This window comes from Paraburkholderia sp., from assembly GCF_035948235.1.
Taxonomy (GTDB): domain Bacteria; phylum Pseudomonadota; class Gammaproteobacteria; order Burkholderiales; family Burkholderiaceae; genus Paraburkholderia.
In genome coordinates this window covers 1-18220 of record NZ_DASZJJ010000327.1, presented here as the reverse complement: position 1 = coordinate 18220, position 18220 = coordinate 1, and the positions used below count along the sequence as shown (strand labels likewise).

Annotated in this window: 16 protein-coding genes; 10 read left to right on the top strand and 6 right to left on the bottom strand. The window is 64.0% G+C overall.

Annotated features, from left to right (window positions below):
* A partial coding sequence (locus tag VG320_RS29015) for a YadA family autotransporter adhesin (RefSeq protein WP_327203523.1) occupies positions 1-1126 on the top strand: 1126 nt, incomplete at its 5' end.
* 166 nt (positions 1127-1292) lie between these two features.
* Here the strand turns inward: VG320_RS29015 and VG320_RS29010 are convergent.
* The 4 genes from VG320_RS29010 to phnC form a co-directional block, all read right to left on the bottom strand.
* The gene (locus VG320_RS29010; protein ID WP_327203522.1) at positions 1293-2129 is read right to left on the bottom strand and encodes an EamA family transporter; all 837 of its coding nucleotides are present in this window, start codon (positions 2127-2129) and stop codon (positions 1293-1295) included.
* Between the two features lie 125 nt (positions 2130-2254).
* On the bottom strand, positions 2255-3076 hold the full coding sequence (gene phnE, locus VG320_RS29005; RefSeq protein ID WP_327203521.1) for a phosphonate ABC transporter, permease protein PhnE: 822 nt from the start codon (positions 3074-3076) through the stop codon (positions 2255-2257).
* Positions 3076-4062: a phosphonate ABC transporter substrate-binding protein gene (gene phnD / locus VG320_RS29000; protein ID WP_327203520.1), complete on the bottom strand. Its 987-nt coding sequence runs from the start codon at positions 4060-4062 to the stop codon at positions 3076-3078. The genes phnE and phnD overlap by 1 nt, the downstream gene beginning before the upstream one ends.
* A 66-nt stretch (positions 4063-4128) precedes the next feature.
* Complete coding sequence (gene phnC, locus VG320_RS28995; protein ID WP_327203519.1) at positions 4129-4983, bottom strand: phosphonate ABC transporter ATP-binding protein; 855 nt, start codon at positions 4981-4983, stop codon at positions 4129-4131.
* Between the two features lie 302 nt (positions 4984-5285).
* On the opposite strand from phnC, the gene VG320_RS28990 reads away from it, so the two are divergent.
* The 4 genes from VG320_RS28990 (at position 5286) to VG320_RS28975 (ending at position 9210) form a co-directional block, all read left to right on the top strand.
* On the top strand, positions 5286-6329 hold the full coding sequence (locus VG320_RS28990) for a M14 family zinc carboxypeptidase (protein WP_327203518.1): 1044 nt from the start codon (positions 5286-5288) through the stop codon (positions 6327-6329).
* A complete protein-coding gene (locus tag VG320_RS28985) occupies positions 6326-7117 on the top strand; it encodes an alpha/beta hydrolase (protein WP_327203517.1) in 792 nt (263 codons plus the stop codon). The genes VG320_RS28990 and VG320_RS28985 overlap by 4 nt, the downstream gene beginning before the upstream one ends.
* Before the next feature lie 111 nt (positions 7118-7228).
* Positions 7229-8308, top strand: a complete 1080-nt coding sequence (gene selD, locus VG320_RS28980) for a selenide, water dikinase SelD (protein ID WP_327203516.1) — start codon at positions 7229-7231, stop codon at positions 8306-8308.
* On the top strand, positions 8305-9210 hold the full coding sequence (locus VG320_RS28975; RefSeq protein ID WP_327203515.1) for a cation diffusion facilitator family transporter: 906 nt from the start codon (positions 8305-8307) through the stop codon (positions 9208-9210). The genes selD and VG320_RS28975 overlap by 4 nt, the downstream gene beginning before the upstream one ends.
* Positions 9211-9400: 190 nt before the next feature.
* Here the strand turns inward: VG320_RS28975 and VG320_RS28970 are convergent, their stop codons facing one another.
* Positions 9401-9763 carry a DUF4148 domain-containing protein gene (locus VG320_RS28970; RefSeq protein ID WP_327203514.1) on the bottom strand — a complete coding sequence of 121 codons (363 nt, stop codon included), beginning with the start codon at positions 9761-9763 and terminating at the stop codon, positions 9401-9403.
* A gap of 51 nt (positions 9764-9814) precedes the next feature.
* Here VG320_RS28970 and VG320_RS28965 point away from each other — a divergent pair, with 51 nt between their 5' ends.
* Positions 9815-10024 carry a hypothetical protein gene (locus VG320_RS28965; protein WP_327203513.1) on the top strand — a complete coding sequence of 70 codons (210 nt, stop codon included), beginning with the start codon at positions 9815-9817 and terminating at the stop codon, positions 10022-10024.
* On the opposite strand, the gene VG320_RS28960 is transcribed toward VG320_RS28965, so the two are convergent.
* Positions 10021-11025: a LysR family transcriptional regulator gene (locus VG320_RS28960; protein WP_327203512.1), complete on the bottom strand. Its 1005-nt coding sequence runs from the start codon at positions 11023-11025 to the stop codon at positions 10021-10023. The genes VG320_RS28965 and VG320_RS28960 overlap by 4 nt on opposite strands.
* 186 nt (positions 11026-11211) lie before the next feature.
* Between VG320_RS28960 and VG320_RS28955 the strand changes: the two genes are divergently transcribed.
* The 4 genes from VG320_RS28955 to VG320_RS28940 all read left to right on the top strand — a co-directional run.
* Entirely contained in the window at positions 11212-12135 is a 924-nt protein-coding gene (locus VG320_RS28955) for an alpha/beta hydrolase (protein ID WP_327203511.1), read from the top strand.
* A 70-nt stretch (positions 12136-12205) separates the two neighbouring features.
* Entirely contained in the window at positions 12206-13426 is a 1221-nt protein-coding gene (locus VG320_RS28950) for an efflux RND transporter periplasmic adaptor subunit (protein WP_327203510.1), read from the top strand.
* Positions 13427-13522: 96 nt separating this feature from the next.
* Positions 13523-16708, top strand: a complete 3186-nt coding sequence (locus tag VG320_RS28945) for an efflux RND transporter permease subunit (RefSeq protein WP_327203509.1) — start codon at positions 13523-13525, stop codon at positions 16706-16708.
* 15 nt (positions 16709-16723) lie between these two features.
* The coding region (locus tag VG320_RS28940; protein WP_327203508.1) for an efflux transporter outer membrane subunit at positions 16724-18220 on the top strand (1497 nt) is incomplete at its 3' end.

The following is an 18220-nucleotide window of genomic DNA, read 5'->3' as shown; positions in this document are numbered from 1 at the left end:
TTCGAACCTGCAAGGCGACGTCACGAATATGGCCGGGACGATGGCCGATGCGGTGATGTACGACTCGTCGGCACACGCTTCGGTGACGCTGGGCGGTGTTGGCTCGACCACGCCGGTGGCGTTGCACAACGTGGCGGCCGGTGTGTTGAGCGCAACGAGCAACGACGCGGTCAACGGTTCGCAGCTCTATGCGACGAATCAGCAGGTTGCGCAGAACACCAGCGCTATTACACAAAACACGACCGATATCGCGAACCTGCAGAGCAATATCACCACGATCAGTGGTCAGGTGGCGAATTCGGTTTCGTATGACTCGTCGGCGCACGATTCGCTGACGCTGGGCGGCACGGATGCGACCACCACGGTGGCGCTGCATAACGTGACGGCTGGCGACATCTCGGCCTCCAGCACGGACGCGGTGAACGGTTCGCAGGTCTATGCGTTGAGCCAGGCCATCAGCAACGTGCAGAACATTGCGGAAAACGCAACCGATCCGATGTTCTCGGCCAACGGCGACCGCAATACCGAAGCTGCGATCTCGAGCGGCACGCATTCCACCGCAGCGGGTGCACTCGCTGTGGCAAGCGGCGAGCAATCGACGGCAATGGGCGCCAGTTCGACGGCAAGCGGTGTCAAGTCGACGGCGATCGGCGCCAACTCGAACGCAACCGCGGCTAACGCGGTCGCACTGGGCGCAGGCTCGGTGGCCGATCGTGACAACGCGGTGTCGGTGGGCTCGGCGGGCAACGAACGCCAGGTCACCAACGTCGCAGCCGGCACGCAAGGCACGGACGCGGTGAACGTGAACCAGTTGAACGCAGCGGTGGGACAATCGCAGAGCGCTATCAACCAGCAGATCGCTGGCGTGCAGAACCAGATTTCCGACGTGCGTCGTGACGCATTCGGCGCTGCCGCAGCCGCGATGGCTGTTGCGGGTCTGCCGCAGCCGAACCAGGCGGGCAAGACGATGGTCGCTGCAGGCACCTCGCACATCGGCGGTCAGACTGGCGTGGCGCTGGGTGTCTCCTACGCAACGGAGAATAACCGCTGGATCGGCAAGCTGGCGGTTAGCTCCAGCAGCCAGGGCAGCACGGGCGTGACGGCCGCTGCTGGTTATCAGTGGTAATTCAGTGAAGTAGTGCCAGGTGCACAAAGCCCGGCAGTCGAAAGACTGCCGGGCTTTTTTCGTTTCAACGCCCGCATGGCGCCTACGCAGGCATCGTCATCGTCACCGACGCGACCGTGCTTGACCTCCTCTGCGTGAGTCGCGTCGTACGTCGTTCGCGGCCTGCTCAGAGCCGGATCAGCACGGCGCCGCACGTCACGAGCGCACACGCGATCACGCGGCGCGCCGTTAGCGCTTCCCGCATGAAGAGCCAGCCAATCATCACAGCAAAAATCGACGACAACTCGCGCAACGCGGAAACCATGGCAATCGGCAGATACCGAAACGCTTCGATCACGAGGCAGTAAGCAACAAGCGCGAGCACGCCCGCGAACATGCCGCGCACCGCATTGCCCTTCGACACGAACATCTGCGCCACGCCCCCGCGCAGCACGCAGACGACGATGAACTGCGGCACGTTCCAGAGCAGATAAACCCACATAATGTAGCTAAGCGGATTACCTGCGACACGCGCCCCCAGCCCATCGACAAGCGAATAGACCGCGATAAAGAGCCCCGTCAGCAGCGCCCAGGGCACGCTCTCACCCGAAAACTTCATGCCGCGCCGAAACGCCAGCGACATAATGCCAAGCGAAACCAGCATGACTCCCGTGGCCGCAAGCGCATGCAACTCCTCATGCGCAAAAACAAGCGCGCCGACAAAAATCAGCAGCGGCGAAAGCCCACGCGCAATCGGATAAATCTGCCCGAAGTCACCACTCCGATAAGCGCGAATCAACGTAAAGCAGTAAGCGAATTCCAGCACCGCCGAAGCCACGATATAAGGCCAGGCCTCATGCGCGGGCATCGGCAGCACGCACACGCCGACGGCGCTCACCAGCACATAGGGAATCGAAAACATGCCGAGCAGCCAGACGCGGTCGCCGGACAGATGTAGGAAGGCATTCCAGCTCGCGTGCATGAGCGCCGAGAGCAAAACCAGCAGGACGACGAAACTTGCCATTGCGATTGCGTGCGTGAATCCGGTGGAAGAAGGGCGGCTCGTGCCGCCCCAAGGAGGTGATTATTCCACCGAATTCGTACGATCGCCACAAATTGCCGCAAATCGCCACAAAACAAGGTGATGCGTCAGGTCACCCGCGCCCGCAACCGCGCGGAAATCAGATCGATCGCGACCACCACGGCAATCACCATGATCAGCACCGCACAGGTCTGCGCATAATCAAACGAGCGGATTTCCTCGTACAGCACCACGCCGATGCCGCCAGCGCCCACCATGCCCACCACCATCGCGGACCGCACGTTCGACTCGAAGCGGTAGAGCGCGTACGAGATCCACAACGGCAGCACCTGAGGCAGCACGCCATAGATGATTTCGTCGAGCGGCGAGGCGCCGGTCGCGCGCACGCCTTCCGCTGGGCGTGGATCGACGGCTTCGACCGCTTCGGCAAAGAGCTTCGCGAGCACGCCCGTCGTATGCACCCATAGCGCCAGCACGCCCGCAAACGGCCCGAGCCCCACCGCGACGATGAACAGCATGGCGAACACCATTTCGTTGATGGCGCGGCACGCGTCCATCAATCTGCGCACCGGATGCAGCACCCAGCGCGGCGCGAGATTGTGCGCGGACATCAGTCCGAACGGCACCGCGCAGACGATGGCGAGCACCGTGCCCCACAGCGCGACCGCAATCGTCACCCACATTTCATGTGCGTAGGTGCGCCATTCGGTGAAGTCGGGCGGGAAGAAGCCGCGGGCGAAGGTGCCCATGTTCGACGAATCCGCGAGCAGGTCGAGCGGGCGCATGTCCGCACCCTGCCACGCCGTGCCCAGCAGCACGAACACGATCGCCCAGAGCACGAGCGACGACCAGCTACGCTTGCCCTTGCCGTGGGCGGCGGCAGCCGCGAGAGCCGTCGCCGTCTTTGCCTCGATATCCACTGAACTCATCACTGCTTCGCAGCGGCGTCGAGCGCGCCGATCTTCGCGTCGATGGCCGCGAGCTGGCTCTTGCGGTCGTCGTCGGAGAGATGCGTGTCGGCGGTGATCTTTTGCTTCTGCTGGAACAGGGCGACCTGGCGGATCGGCAGCAGTTGCGCGTCGGTGGCGGGCGCAAAGCCTGCGTAGCCGGTGATCGCCGCCATCACGGCCTTTTCGCGCGGGTCGGTCTTGGCGTAGTGATAGAAGAAGTCGCGCAGTTTCTGTTTGGTGGCTTCAGGCAGGTCCTTGCGCCAGACCAGCGGATCGGAGGCAATCAGCGGCGAGGTCCACAGCACACGCACCTGCGCGAAGCGATCCGGATGCTTCTTTTCCAGCGTGGAAAGCTCGATGGTGTTATTCGTCGCGATATCGACCTTGTTGTTGACCACGGCAAGCAGGTTCGCTTCGTGGCTCGACGGCAGCACGGTCTTGAAGGTCGTGGCGTTCACGCTGAGGCCGTGCTGCGCGAACAGATAGTAGCCCGGAATCAGCGTGCCCGAAGTCGAATTCGGATCGCCCCAGCCCAGCGTAAGGTCTTTAGGATTCTTGAATACATCGTCGATACTCTTCACGCGGCTGTTGACGTTGGTGATGAGCACCGATTTATAACCGGCGTCGCCGTTGGCATAGAGCACCTTCGCGAAGATTTCGCCGTTCGAGCGGTCCACGGCTTCCATCGCCGAGGCATTGCCGAAATAGCCGATCTGCACTTTGTTGAAACGCATTGCCTCGATGATGCCCGAGTAATCGGTCGCAAAGAACGCGTTGACGTGCAGGCCGGTCTGGCGGTTCAGATCGTCGATGAACGGTTGCCAGCGCTGTTTGAGCACCGCCGACGAATCGGTCGAGATGATGCCGAAATTCAGGTCTTCCGCGTGAGCGGCCGTGGCGCCTAGCGAGGCGCATGCAACGGCGCCGGCGGCGCACCAGGACAGCATGGAACGGAGCAGTTTCATGTGAGAGGCAAATCCGGTTCGTGGGAGGGGAAACGTTTGCTTGAGCGCAGCAGCAAATGCGACGCCTCAGGCGGCTTGGGGATGTGCGCCGAAACGTTGCGTCATTGCATGCGCGTCTTCGGGTTCGAGCAGTTCGCGCGCGGCGCTGCCGTAAAGCTGCTGCAAAAGCGCGGGCGTGAGCGCGGTGGACGGACCGTCGTACACCACGCGGCCATCGCGCAGCGCGACCGTGCGCGGGCAGTACTGCATGGCGATATCGACCTGATGCAGCGACACGACCACAGTGAGGTTGTGATTACGGTTGAGCATGCGCAGCATGTCCATCACGCGGCGCGACGATTCGGGGTCGAGTGAGGCAATCGGTTCATCGGCGAGAATCAGGCGCGCGCGCTGCACCAGCGCGCGGGCGAGCGCGGCGCGCTGCTGCTGGCCGCCCGAAAGATTGGCGGCGCGCTCCATCGCCTTATCGCCGATGCCCACTTCCGCGAGCGCTGCCGCCGACAGTTCGCGCTCGCCGCGCGGAAAGCAGCCGCTCAGACGGCGCCACAGCGGCAAACGCGCGAGTGCGCCGATCAATACGTTGGTCTCGACCGTCAGTCGATTCACCAGATTGAACTGCTGGAACACAAAGCCGATATCGCGGCGAATGCGGCGCACCTCGCGCACGATGCGGCCGTTCTGCTGGATCGGCCGGCCCAATATTTCGATCTGCGAAGGTTGTGGGTCGGAGGCCACGAAACCCGCGATATGTCGCAACAGCGTGGACTTGCCCGAACCCGATGCGCCGATCAGCGCAACCATTTCGCCCGTGCCTACACGCAGATTGATTTCGTCGAGCGCCTTGCGGCCCGCGGCAGATGTGCCCCCGTTAAAAGTCTTCGAGAGGCGTTCGATACGTATCGCGTCCATCGTGGCATCCATTCCGATTCGTCGTATGAGTCGGGCGTTGAGCCGCGAGTCACGGTTGAGTCGATGCCATTCTAGGAAGCGAGTATGACGCTTGAGTGAAGGTGTCGCGACGTCTAGACGACTAAACAGGTTGAATGACTTTTAATCGCCATAAACCGGCATGGCGCGAAGAGGAAAATGTCGTTGTCATGACACCTTTCCTTTCGAAACGCGTGACATCTGTGTGACGCCGCACACGTGTCACGCTCAATGCACGTCGAACCGGATATATTGTGGCGTTGACGCGCAACAAAACACTCACGAACCGCGCCGCCATGCAGGCACTGAGCTTCCTACCCGACAGCTTCGCGGAATACGAGGACCTGAAAACGCTCCTCGATGCTGGCGCGCGCTGGTTCGATATTCGCAGCGCGGGCGATGTCGAAGTGCGTGGCCGGCCGTTCTCGCTCTACGTGGCTTCGGTGGGTTCGCGCGATCCGGCTGCGCCCGCGATCGGTTTTTTCGGCGGCATTCATGGGCTGGAGCGCATCGGCTCGCAGCTCGTACTCGATTACATGCGTGCGCTGGTGGGCCGTCTCGCCTGGGACGAACTGCTGATGCGTCAGCTCGAATCGGTGCGGCTCGTGATGATGCCGATCGTCAACCCCGGCGGCATGTGGCTCGCTACGCGCGCGAATCCGAACGGCGTCGATCTCATGCGCAACGCCCCGCAGGACGCCGACGAACGCGTGCCGTTTCTCGCCGGCGGGCAGCGGGTCGGCTCGTGGCTGCCGTGGTATCGCGGGCGGCGCGGCGCGGCGATGGAGACCGAGGCGAGCGCGCTGCTCAAGATCGTCGACGAGGAACTCGCGCATCGGCCGCTGGCGTTCGCGCTCGATTGCCACTCGGGCTACGGCTGGCAGGACAGCATCTGGTTTCCCTACGCGCGTACGCGCCAGCTCATGCGCCATCTGCCCGAAATGTACGTGCTCAAGACCATGTTCGAGCGCGCGCACCCGCACCACGGCTACGCTTTCGAGCCGCAGAGCCATCAGTATCTGCTGCACGGCGATCTCTGGGATTGCGCCTACGACCGCGCACCTGCGGGCAACGTTTTTCTGCCGCTTACGCTCGAACTGGGCTCCTGGCTGTGGATCAAGAAGAATCCGCGGCAATTGTTTTCGCGCCAGGGCATGTTCAATCCGGTGATGCAGCACCGCACGGCGCGTGTGCTGCGGCGTCACGCGAACCTGTTCGACTTCCTCACGCGCGCCGCGTTTTCTTCGGCGCGCTGGCTGCCCGAAGGCGTGGCCCGCCAGCAGGTGCTGCAAAGCGCGATCAGCCATTGGTATCGCGACCCTCGCGCACCCGGCACATGAGCGCACCGTGGATTCTGCTGCGCGGTCTCACGCGCGAGTCGCGTCATTGGGGCGCCTTCGCGCCGCTGCTCGAAAAGCGCTGCGGTGCGGTGCTGCCAGTCGACCTGCCGGGCAACGGCACGCTCGTACATGTGCGCTCGCCGCTGGCCGTGGAGGATTACGTCGATGCCGTGCGCGCCGAGGTGCAGCGCCTTGGCGCGCGCGCGCCCTATAAGGTGCTGGCGATGTCGCTGGGCGGTATGGTCGCGACGGCGTGGGCGCAGCGCTATCCCGAAGAAGTCGCCCAACTCGTGCTCATCAACACGAGCATGCGGCCCTATAGCCGCTTCTACGAGCGTCTGCGGCCCGCCGCGTGGCCCGCGCTGCTGCGCGCGGCGTGGCATTGGCGCGCGCATGGCGAGGACGTCATCGCGGAGGCGGCGATCCATGGCCGCACCTGCGCGCGCCGCGATACGCTGGCCGCCGATCTGGCCGCCTGGCGTGCGATCCGCGCGAGCGCACCGGTGAGCCGCGCCAATGCCGTTCGCCAACTCGCCGCCGCTGCGCGCTACACGGCGCGAGGCGTGCCCTGCTGCCCGACGCTTGTGCTGTCCTCGCAGGCCGATCAACTGGTCGACCCGGTGTGCTCGGCGCGTCTGGCGCGCGCGTGGGGCGCGGCGCGGCGCGAGCATCCGTGGGCCGGCCACGATCTGCCGCATGACGATCCGCAATGGCTCGTGGAAGCGGTTTGCGCCGCGTTTGCGGCAAGCGACGCTGAAGCGGCGAGCCGCAGCCTCGGCGCGGGCTGACGCTGACGCTGACACCGGCGGTTGCGGCCGCGCCGCGCTCGAAAGCTCCGCACGGCGATTGCTCCATAATAAGGGACGTTTTTTCGCCTCTTTTTGGAACGACTCCCACCTATGAACGATCACGACCGCCTTGCGCCGGCAAACGCTCCCGCCGCGCCGCGCCTCACGAGCCTTTCGCACGGCGGCGGCTGCGGCTGCAAGATCGCGCCGGGCGTGCTTTCCGCGCTGCTCGCGCGCAGCACGCCGCTCACCGCCGCCTTCCCGAACCTGCTGGTGGGCACCGAGACCGCCGACGACGCCGCCGTCTACAAGCTCAACGACGAGCAGGCCATCGTCGCGACCACCGACTTCTTCATGCCGATCGTCGACGATCCCTACGACTTCGGCCGCATCGCCGCCACTAATGCGCTGTCCGACGTCTACGCGATGGGCGGCAAGCCCATCCTCGCGCTCGCGCTGGTCGGCATGCCGATCAACGTGCTGCCGCACGAGGTCATCGCGCAGGTGCTGCGCGGCGGCGAGGACGTCTGCGCGGCGGCGGGCATTCCCGTCGCGGGCGGCCATTCGATCGACTCGGTCGAGCCGATTTACGGTCTTGCCGCGCTGGGTGTGGTGCATCCCGAGCGCGTCAAGCGCAACGCGTCTGCGCGCGCGGGCGACGTGCTCGTGCTGGGCAAGCCGCTGGGCGTGGGCGTGCTGTCCGCCGCGCTCAAGAAGGACCTGCTGGACGCAGCGGGTTACAAAGCGATGGTCGATGCCGCCACGATGCTCAACAAACCGGGCGCGCCGCTCGCAGAACGCGACGGCGTGCACGCGATGACCGACGTGACCGGCTTCGGCCTGCTGGGTCACACGCTGGAAATCGCGCGCGGCGCGGGTCTCACGGCGCGTGTGCGCTATAGCGATCTGCCGTGGCTGCCGGGCGTCGAGGCTTTCGTCGAGCAGGGTGTCTACACGGGCGCATCGGGTCGCAACTGGGCCTCCTATGGCGATGGCGTGACGCTCGCGGCGCACCTGCCCGAGAGCGCGCGCACGCTGCTGACCGACCCGCAGACGTCGGGCGGTCTGCTGGTCGCCTGCGCGCCGCAAGAGGTGGACGCCGTGCTCGCGCTGTTCCGTGCCGATGGTTTCGAGTTCGCATGCGTGATCGGCGAAATGAGCGAAGGGCCCGCGCGAGTCGAGGTCGTATGAGCGGGGAATCGCCGAAAGCCATCTTCTACGCGCTGGCGGCGAACGCCGGCATCGCGGTCTGCAAATTCGCGGCGGCGGCGTTCACGGGTTCCGGCTCGATGTTCGCCGAGGCGATTCACTCCACCGCCGATTGCGGCAATCAACTGTTGCTGCTCTTCGGCCTGCGTCAGTCGCGCGAAGCGCCCACGCCGCTGCACCCGATGGGCACGGGCCGCGCGATCAATTTTTATTCGCTGCTCGTCGCGTTGCTGCTGTTCTTCGTGGGCGGCGCGTTCTCGGTGTACGAGGGCATTCACCGGCTGATTCTGCGCGAGCCGCTGCAATACGTGTATGTCGCGCTGGGCGTGCTCGGTATTTCGGTGGTGCTGGAGGCGTTTTCGCTATACGGCGCGATGAAGGAAATCCGCAAAGGCTCGCCGACCAAATCGCTCTGGCGCTGGGCGCGCGAAACCCGCGATTCTGATTTATTGGTCGTGGCCGGAGAAGATATTGCCGCGCTGGCTGGCCTCGCGATTGCCTTCGCCGCGGTGTTGCTCACCGTCATCACGGGCAATCCCGTGTGGGACGCGTGCGGTTCGATTGCGATTGGCGTGCTCCTGATGGCGATCGCATGGTTTATCGCGCGCGAGGTGAAGTCGATGATTGTGGGCGAATCCGCAAGCCCGGAAATGCGCCGCGATATCGAGGCGTATTTGCGCGCACGACCCGAGATTCGCAGCATCATCAGCCTGATTACCCTGCAATGGGGTAAGGAGGTGATGGTGGCGGTGCAATGCGAGATGCTCGACTACGAGCATAGCCGCACGATGGTCGAAGCCATCAACGAAATCGAAGCCGATTTGCAGGCGCGGTTTCCGGTGGTGCGCTGGGTGTTCTTCGAGCCGGACTTCGTGCAACGCTAAAGCTTTACCGATGGTGCAAAGGCCCGGCGGTCGAACAGACTGCCGGGCCTTTTAACTTTCCGACGCTTAGTGACGGAACGGCGTCCACACCGGCGTGGTGTTGTCCCAGTTGTCGAGTTCAGACGATTGCGGAATCATGATTCGGTATCCTTATCGAATAGATTGGTCGATGCTATCGAGCCGCGCGACTTTATTCGCCAGCGCGCGCCACGCGAGTCGTATCGTTGGTGCGGCCTTCCTGCAGCGCGATACGCTCTGCCTGCGTGCGGCCGATCAGGCTTTGCTCGGGATAACTCGTCTTGTTCAGCGCGGGCAGCGTGCCATCGCGATAAGCCTGGACGATTTCCGCCTTCACTTGTGCGCGGGTCTTCGGCGCGCTGTTGTCGGCGCTTTGCACGTTTTCGACTTGCGCCGTGGTTTGCGCGCCGCTTTGCGTATCGCTTTGCGGACCGTACGTCCCTGCGCGGCCGATGCCGCCGGCGAAGGCCGATGCACTGGCTGCGAGCGTGACGATAAGCGTAGCGCCGAGGGTGGTTGCGAGAGTGCGTTTCATGATCTGCTCCTGTGTTGTAGTGCCGCGAGTGCCGATGTTGGAATCGGCGCCGTGGCGACAGGTGCAAATGTAGGTAAATGGGCGCGCGTGATAAACGGCTTGAACGCGAAAGGAATTGTCGAAATTCCGGAACAATCCGCTTTAAAGCGCGAGGGCAAAGAAAAACGCGCGCCGGCAAGCCCTTGCGCGGCGCGCGATTCAGCGGGGCCAGAACTCCGCAATAGCGCTAAAAAGCTGAAGAAAAACTTTGTCGGCTTTTAAGCCGCCCACTCCGTAATGACCGGCGTTTCCAGATTCGGCGCCGATTCGCGCTCTTCCAGCGTGCGCAGCGTGCAGGTCTTGTCCAGCGACGCGCGGCCCGAAAGCAGCGGGCAACGGTCGAATACTTCGGCAATCCAGTCCACGAACACGCGCACCTTGGGCGAAAGATGGCGGCTATGCGGATACACCGCCGAAATCGGCATCGGCAGCGGCTTGAAGTCGGGTAGCACCTCGACCAGTTCGCCCGATTTCAGATGCGGCAGCACCATGTAGCGCGGCGCCTGAATCAGGCCAAAGCCTTCAATGCCGCAAGTTACATAGGCGTCCGCATCGTTCACCGACACCATGCTCTTGAGCTTGATTTCGACTTCCTTGCCGTCGACCAGAAACGCCCAGTCGATCACGCGGCCCGTGCGGCTCGAAAAGTAGTTGACGGCGCGATGCCCGGCCAGTTCTTCGAGCGTGTTCGGCGTGCCGTGTTGCTCCAGATACGCGGGCGCCGCGCACGAGACGCCTTCGAACAGGCCGATACGGCGCGCAACCAGCGACGAATCCTGCAGCGCGCCCACGCGCACCACACAATCCACGCCTTCCTGCAGCAGATCGACGGGGCGGTCCGTCAAACCCAGTTGCAGATCGATATCCGGGTAGCGCGTGTGGAATTCGCACAGCGACGGAATCACGATCAGGCGCCCGATCGAACCCGGCATGTCGATGCGCAGCTTGCCGTGCGGCTTGCGGTTGCGATCCTGGAATGTGGTTTCGGTTTCTTCTACATCCGCAAGAATGCGCACGCAGCGCTCGTAATACGCGGCGCCGTCGGGCGTGAGCGAGAGGCGGCGCGTGGTGCGGTGCATGAGGCGAACGCCCAGGAACGCTTCGAGATTCTGAATGATCGTCGTGACCGAGGCGCGCGGCATGTCGAGCGTTTCGGCGGCGCGGGTGAAGCTGTTGGTGTCCACGACGCGGGTGAACACCTGCATGGCCTGAAGGCGGTCCATTGCCATTCTCCAAAAGACTTCGGGCGCAGGCCGCGTGGCGCTTGTGAAGCGCGACGGGCGACTAAAGGGACGACATTGTTCAGGTGCGCCGAATTGTGTTGCCGGATTATAGGCATTTATTTGCAAGTCTGCCGAACCCACAATTCGCACCATTGAATTTACTTTCGCGCTTTGCGCCGTTCCGATATGGATGCTTTCAAACGCTCGACGCCGTGGACGACTGCCGATCAGGCTGAGCCTGACGTGGCCCCCGAGGCCGCGCCGGCTGCTCGTGCGCGCGTTGCGATTGCCGCTGCGCCAGCGCCGAAGGCGCGTGCTACGGCCGCGATCGACGTGAGCGAGGTGACGATCGAAGGCCACGCGCAGGATATTACGCTGCGGCTTTATCGTCCGCAGGGCGCGAGCAATCTGCCGGTGCTGCTCTATTTTCATGGCGGCGGTTTTGTGCGCGGCACGCTCGACGATGCCGAGGTTGCCAGCCGCTTTTTCGCAGAACGCTTACCGGCGCTGGTGGTTTCAGTCGGCTATTCGCTTGCGCCGCAGTTTCCATTTCCTGCCGCACCCGAAGACGCGCATCGCGCAGCGCTTTGGGTGCTCACGCGGGCGCGCGCTTTTGGCGGCAGCACGAAGCGCATTCTCGCGGCAGGGCACGACGCGGGCGGCCAGATCGCCAACGTGCTGGCGTTTATCGGACGCGATCGCGGCGACGTGAAACTCGCGGCGCAGGCCTTGTTCGCGCCGATGCTCGACCCGAGCCTCACGCGTCTGGGCGACGAAGCGCGGCTGGCTTCCGATATTTCCGCGAGCGAATGCGCAGCCTGCTATCGCGCGTATCTGCCCGAGGCGGCGCAGCGCATGCATCCCTATGCCGCGCCGCTGGAATGCACGCGGCTGGCGGGATTGCCGCCTACTTTTATCGTCACCGCACAAAACGACGTACTGCATATCGAAGCGGAAAAGTACGCGACGCGCCTGATCGAAGCAGGCGTGCGCACGCACGTAATTCGTTATCCGAGCGTCTCGCACGCGCAGATTGGCGCGCATCCCGATGCGCTCGCCGAAGCCGTGCGCTTTTTCCGCTGCTGTTTCGAATCCGGCACGTCTTGTTAGCGCTGCCGCGCTGCGCGCGCAGGCCCGACTTCAACGAACAACAATCAATCACCACATTCTGGAGCCCGTCATGTCACTTAACTCGCATTCCCGTACGCGCATCGCGCTCGCGGTGGTCGCCGTTCTCGTCGTTGCGGGACTCGGCACCGTCGGCGCCATGCGTCTGAACACGCATACCGCCGTCGCCGCCGAAGCGCCGCCCGCGCCTGAAGTGGATGTTGCCGCCGTCGTGAAGCGCAATATCACGGATTGGCAGAGCTACTCGGGGCGTCTTGCCGCGGTCGAAAAGGTCGATGTGCGACCGCAGGTGTCGGGCACGATCGTTTCGGTGAACTTCCGCGACGGCGCGCTCGTGAAAAAGGGCGACACACTCTTCGTGATCGATCCGCGTCCCTATCAGGCCGCCGTCGATCAGGCCGCCGCGCAACTGGCCGCCGCCCAGGCGCGCACGGGCTACACGCAGAGCGACTGGGAGCGCGCGCAGCGCCTGATTGGCGACAACGCCATCGCCAAACGCGATTACGACGAGAAACAGAACGCCGCCCGCGAAGCGAGCGCGAACCTCAAGGCTGCGCAGGCCGCGCTTGAAGCCGCGCAGATCAATCTGGGCTTCACGCGCATTGTCGCGCCCGTGGCGGGCCGCGTATCGCGTGCGGAGATCACCGTGGGTAACGTGGTGTCGGCGGGCGCGAGTGCGCCTCCGCTCACCACGCTGGTGTCCGTCTCGCCGATCTACGCCGAATTCGACGCCGACGAACAGACCTACCTCGACTATATCGGCCACATGAAGGACGGCTCAAAGGTGCCGGTGGATCTGGGGCTTGCAAACGAAACGGGCTATTCGCGCTCGGGCACGATCGAATCGGTCGATAACCGGCTGGATACCTCGTCGGGCACGATCCGCGTGCGTGCGCGCTTTGATAACGCCGACGGCGCACTCGTGCCGGGCCTCTATGCACGCATCAAGGTGAGCGGCAGCGCGCCGCATCCGGCGCTGCTGGTGGACGAAGCGGCGATCGGCACGGACCAGGACAAGAAGTACGTCTACGTGGTCGATGGCGCGGGCAAGGTGGCTTATCGCAACGTGCAGATTGCAGGCCAGCAGGGCAACCTGCGCGTGATCGTGGATGGCCTGCAGGCAGGCGATCACGTGGTCGTGAATGGCACACAGCGCGTGCGCCCGGGCGAGGCGGTGCGCTCGCATATGGTGCCGATGAACGGCGACCCCGACGGCGACGCGGCATCGGCGATGGCAACACAAGCGCCGGCCAAGGACGCAAAGGCTTCCTGAGGCGTAGCGATTCGCAGGCAGTTGCAGTCGTAACCGATGTGCGCTGTCCGCACGATCCTCGCATCCAGTTAGTCATCCGAATCAAAAGAGCGACCCATGAACATATCGAAATTCTTCATCGACCGGCCGATCTTCGCGGGCGTGCTGTCCGTGCTGATCCTGCTGGCCGGCGTGATCGCGCTGTTCCAGTTGCCGATCTCCGAGTACCCCGAGGTCGTGCCGCCTTCGGTGGTGGTGCACGCGCAGTATCCGGGCGCGAACCCGAAAGTGATCGCCGAAGCGGTGGCCGCGCCGCTCGAAGAGCAGATCAACGGCGTCGAGAACATGCTGTACATGCAGTCGCAGGCGAATAGCGACGGCAATCTCACGCTCACCGTCACGTTCCGTCTGGGCACGGATCCGGACAAGGCCACGCAGCTCGTGCAGAACCGCGTGAACCAGGCGCTGCCGCGTCTGCCGGAAGACGTGCAGCGTCTGGGCATCACGACCATCAAGAGCTCGCCTACGCTCACGATGGTGGTGCACCTGATCTCGCCGAACAATCAGTACGACATGACGTATCTGCGCAACTATGCGCTGCTCAACGTCAAGGACCGCCTCTCGAACATCCAGGGCGTGGGCGAAGTGCAGTTGTGGGGCTCGGGCGACTACGCCATGCGCGTGTGGCTCGACCCGCAGAAAGTGGCGCAGCGCAATCTCACCGCGCAGGACGTGGTGGCGGCCATTCGCGAGCAGAACGTGCAGGTGGCGGCCGGTGTGATCGGCGCTTCGCCGAGCGTACCCGGCACGCCGTTGCAGTTGAACGTGAACGCGCGCGGGCGTCTGCGCACGGAAAGCGAATTCGGCGACATCATCGTCAAGACCAATCCCGATGGCGGTGTGACGTATCTGCGCGATATCGCGCGCGTTGAACTCGCGGCTTCGGAATATGGGCTGCGTTCGCTGCTCGACAACAAGCCTGCTGTAGCGCTGGCAATCAACCAGGCGCCGGGTGCGAATTCGCTCGCGATTTCGGAGCAGGTGCGCAAGGCGATGGCCGATCTCAAGCAGGACATGCCCGCTGGCGTCGACTACAAGATCGTCTATGACCCGACGCAGTTCGTGCGCTCCAGTATCGAGGCCGTCGTCCACACGCTGCTCGAAGCCATTGCGCTGGTCGTGATCGTGGTGATCGTGTTCCTGCAAACCTGGCGCGCGTCGATCATTCCGCTGATCGCCGTGCCAGTGTCGATCGTGGGGACATTCTCGCTGTTGCTGGCGTTTGGTTTCTCGATCAATGCGCTGTCGCTGTTCGGCATGGTGCTCGCCATTGGTATCGTGGTGGACGATGCGATCGTGGTGGTGGAGAACGTCGAGCGCAATATCGAAAGCGGCCTGTCCGCAAGAGATGCGACGTATAAGGCCATGCAGGAAGTGAGCGGGCCGATCATCGCGATTGCGCTCACGCTGGTGGCCGTGTTCGTACCGCTCGCGTTCATGAGCGGTCTCACGGGTCAGTTCTACAAGCAGTTCGCGATGACCATCGCCATTTCGACGGTGATCTCGGCGTTCAACTCGCTCACGCTGTCGCCCGCGCTTTCCGCGCTGCTGCTGCGTGGTCACGATGCGAAGGAAGACTGGCTCACGCGGGCGATGAATCGTGTGCTGGGCGGCTTCTTCAAGCGCTTCAACAAGGTCTTTCATCGCGGCTCGGAAAGCTACGGCCGTGGCGTAAACGGCGTGCTGCGCCGCAAGGGCGCGATGCTCGTGGTCTATGTGGTGCTGCTGGGCGCGACTGTGCTGATGGCGCGCATCGTGCCGGGCGGTTTCGTGCCCGCGCAGGACAAGGAGTATCTGATCGCCTTCACGCAGTTGCCGAACGGCGCATCGCTCGATCGCACGGAAAGCGTGATTCGCGAAATGAGCGCGATTGCGCTCAAGCAGCCTGGCGTGGAAAGCGCGGTGGCGTTCCCGGGTCTCTCGGTGAACGGCTTCACCAATAGTTCGAGCGCGGGCATCGTGTTCGTCACGCTCAAGCCGTTCAAGGAGCGCAAGGGCAAGGCCTTGTCGGCGGGTGCGATTGCGGGCGCGCTGAACCAGCAGTATGGCGCGATCAAGGACTCGTTTATCGCCGTGTTCCCGCCGCCGCCGGTGCTTGGTCTCGGCACGCTCGGCGGCTTCAAGATGCAACTGGAGGATCACGGTGCGCTCGGTTACGAAGCGCTCAACCGCGCGACCCAGGATTTCGTGAAGCGTGCATCGCAGACGCCGGAACTGGGCCCGACGTTCTCGAACTATCAGATCAACGTGCCGCAACTGAACGTCGATCTGGACCGCACCAAGGCCAAGCAGCTTGGCGTGCCGGTGACGGACGTGTTCGACACGATGCAGATTTATCTCGGCTCGCTCTATGTGAACGACTTCAACCGCTTCGGGCGTGTTTATCAGGTGCGTGTGCAGGCCGATGCGCCGTTCCGCCAGAAGGCCGACGACATCCTGCAACTGAAGACGCGTAACGCCGCGGGCGATATGGTGCCGCTCTCGTCGCTCGTGACGGTCACGCCCACGTACGGCCCCGAAATGGTGGTGCGTTACAACGGCTACACCGCCGCCGACATCAACGGCGGCCCCGCGCCCGGTTATTCGTCGGGCCAGGCGCAGGCGGCGGCCGAGCGCATCGCGGCGGAAGTGCTGCCGCGCGGCGTGAAGTTCGAGTGGACCGACCTCACGTATCAGCAGGTGCTCGCGGGCAATGCGGGCGTGTGGGTGTTCCCGATCAGCGTGCTGCTGGTGTTCCTCGTGCTCGCGGCGTTGTACGAGAGCCTGACGCTGCCGCTGGCGGTGATCCTGATCGTGCCGATGAGCGTGCTGTGTGCGCTGACCGGCGTGTGGCTCACGCAGGGCGACAACAACATCTTCACGCAGATCGGCTTGATGGTGCTGGTGGGGCTGGCGTCGAAGAACGCGATTCTGATTGTGGAATTCGCGCGCGAACTGGAACACGACGGCCATACGCCGCTGTCTGCAGCCATCGAGGCGAGCCGTCTGCGTCTGCGCCCGATTCTGATGACGTCGATCGCCTTCATCATGGGTGTGGTGCCGCTCGTGGTGTCCTCGGGTGCGGGTTCGGAAATGCGCCATGCGATGGGGATTGCGGTGTTCTTCGGCATGCTGGGCGTGACCGCGTTCGGCCTGCTGCTCACGCCGGTGTTCTATGTGGTGCTGCGTACGCTCGCGGGCGGCAAGATCCACGTCGCGCAAAAGGATAACGCGCGCCATCCGGCCAGCACGGTGGATGCGTAAGAAAGGATGATCAAGATGACTAACTATTCATTCTCGCAAGACTCGAGCAAGCCGGACGGTGCATTCTGGCGCCGCACGCGTCTCGCGCTGGGCGTGGCGTTGTTCGCATGGCTCGCGGCGTGCTCGGTCGAGCCGACTTACAAGGTGCCCGACGCGGGCGTGCCGAAAGCGTTCAAGGAAGCCCCGCTGCAAACGCAGGCGGATCAGCCCGCCGGCCCGCATGACACGGGTACGTGGACGCCCGCGCAACCCGCCGACGACGCGCATCGCGGCCAGTGGTGGACGGTGTTTGGCGACCCCACGCTCAACCAGCTCGAAGATCAGGCGCAGGCCGCCAATCAGGATCTGAAAGCCGCCGCCGCACGCGTGCAGCAGGCGCGGGCGGTGACGCAGGCGGCGCGCGCGTCGTGGTTCCCGTCGCTCGATGCGGGTTTCGGGCCGACCTACGAGCACGCTTCGCCGGCCTCGCAGTATCTGTCGCAGAACACCAACGTGCCGACGCAGACGCTCTGGCGCGCGCAGGGCACGGCGAGCTATGAAGCGGATCTGTTCGGCCGCGTCAGCTCGAACGTGAACGCGGCGCGCTCGGACGCGCAGCAAAGCGAGGCGCTGTTCCGCTCGGTGCAGTTGTCCCTGCAGGCCGATGTCGCGCAGAACTACTTCCAGTTGCGCCAGTTCGATTCCGATATGGATCTGTACCGCCGCACCGTGACGCTGCGTGAGGACGCGCTCAAGCTCGTCGAGCGCCGCTTCAAGGAAGGCGATATCAGCGAACTGGACGTCTCGCAGGCGCGCAACGAACTCGCGAGCGCCCGCGCCGACGCCGTGGGCGTAGCGCGTCAGCGCGCGGCCTCGGAGCATAGCCTTGCGATTCTGCTTGGCAAGGCGCCGGCTGATTTTACGTTCGCGCAAACGCCGCTCGTGCCGGTCACGGCGCGCGTGCCGGCAGGGTTGCCGTCGACGCTGCTCGAACGCCGCCCCGATATCGCCGCCGCCGAGCGTGCGATGGCGGCGGCCAACGCGCGCGTGGGTCTGGCGAAATCGGCGTTCTTTCCGAAGCTCGACATCACCGGGGCGTTCGGCTACGAGTCGACCACGCTCGGCGATCTGTTCATGTGGTCGAGCCGCGCGTTCCTGCTCGGGCCGCTCGCGGGCACGGCGCTCACGGTGCCGCTGTTCGATGGCGGGCGCCGTAAGGCCAATCTCGCTCAGGCGCGTGCGAAATACGACGAGGATGTCGCGCAGTATCGCCAGCAAGTGCTGGTGGCGTTCCGCGAAGTCGAGGACAACCTCTCCGACCTGCGCCTGCTCGACGACCAGATCCGCGAGCAGGACGACGCGGTGAACGCCTCGCAGCGCGCCGCGCACCTGTCGCGCACGCAGTACGAAGAGGGCGAGGTGAGCTATCTGAACGTGATCGATAGCGAACGATCGGTGCTGGTTTCGCAGCTGCAGGCCAGCCATCTGGAAGGCTCGCAGGCGGTGGCGACCGTCAACCTGATCCGCGCGCTG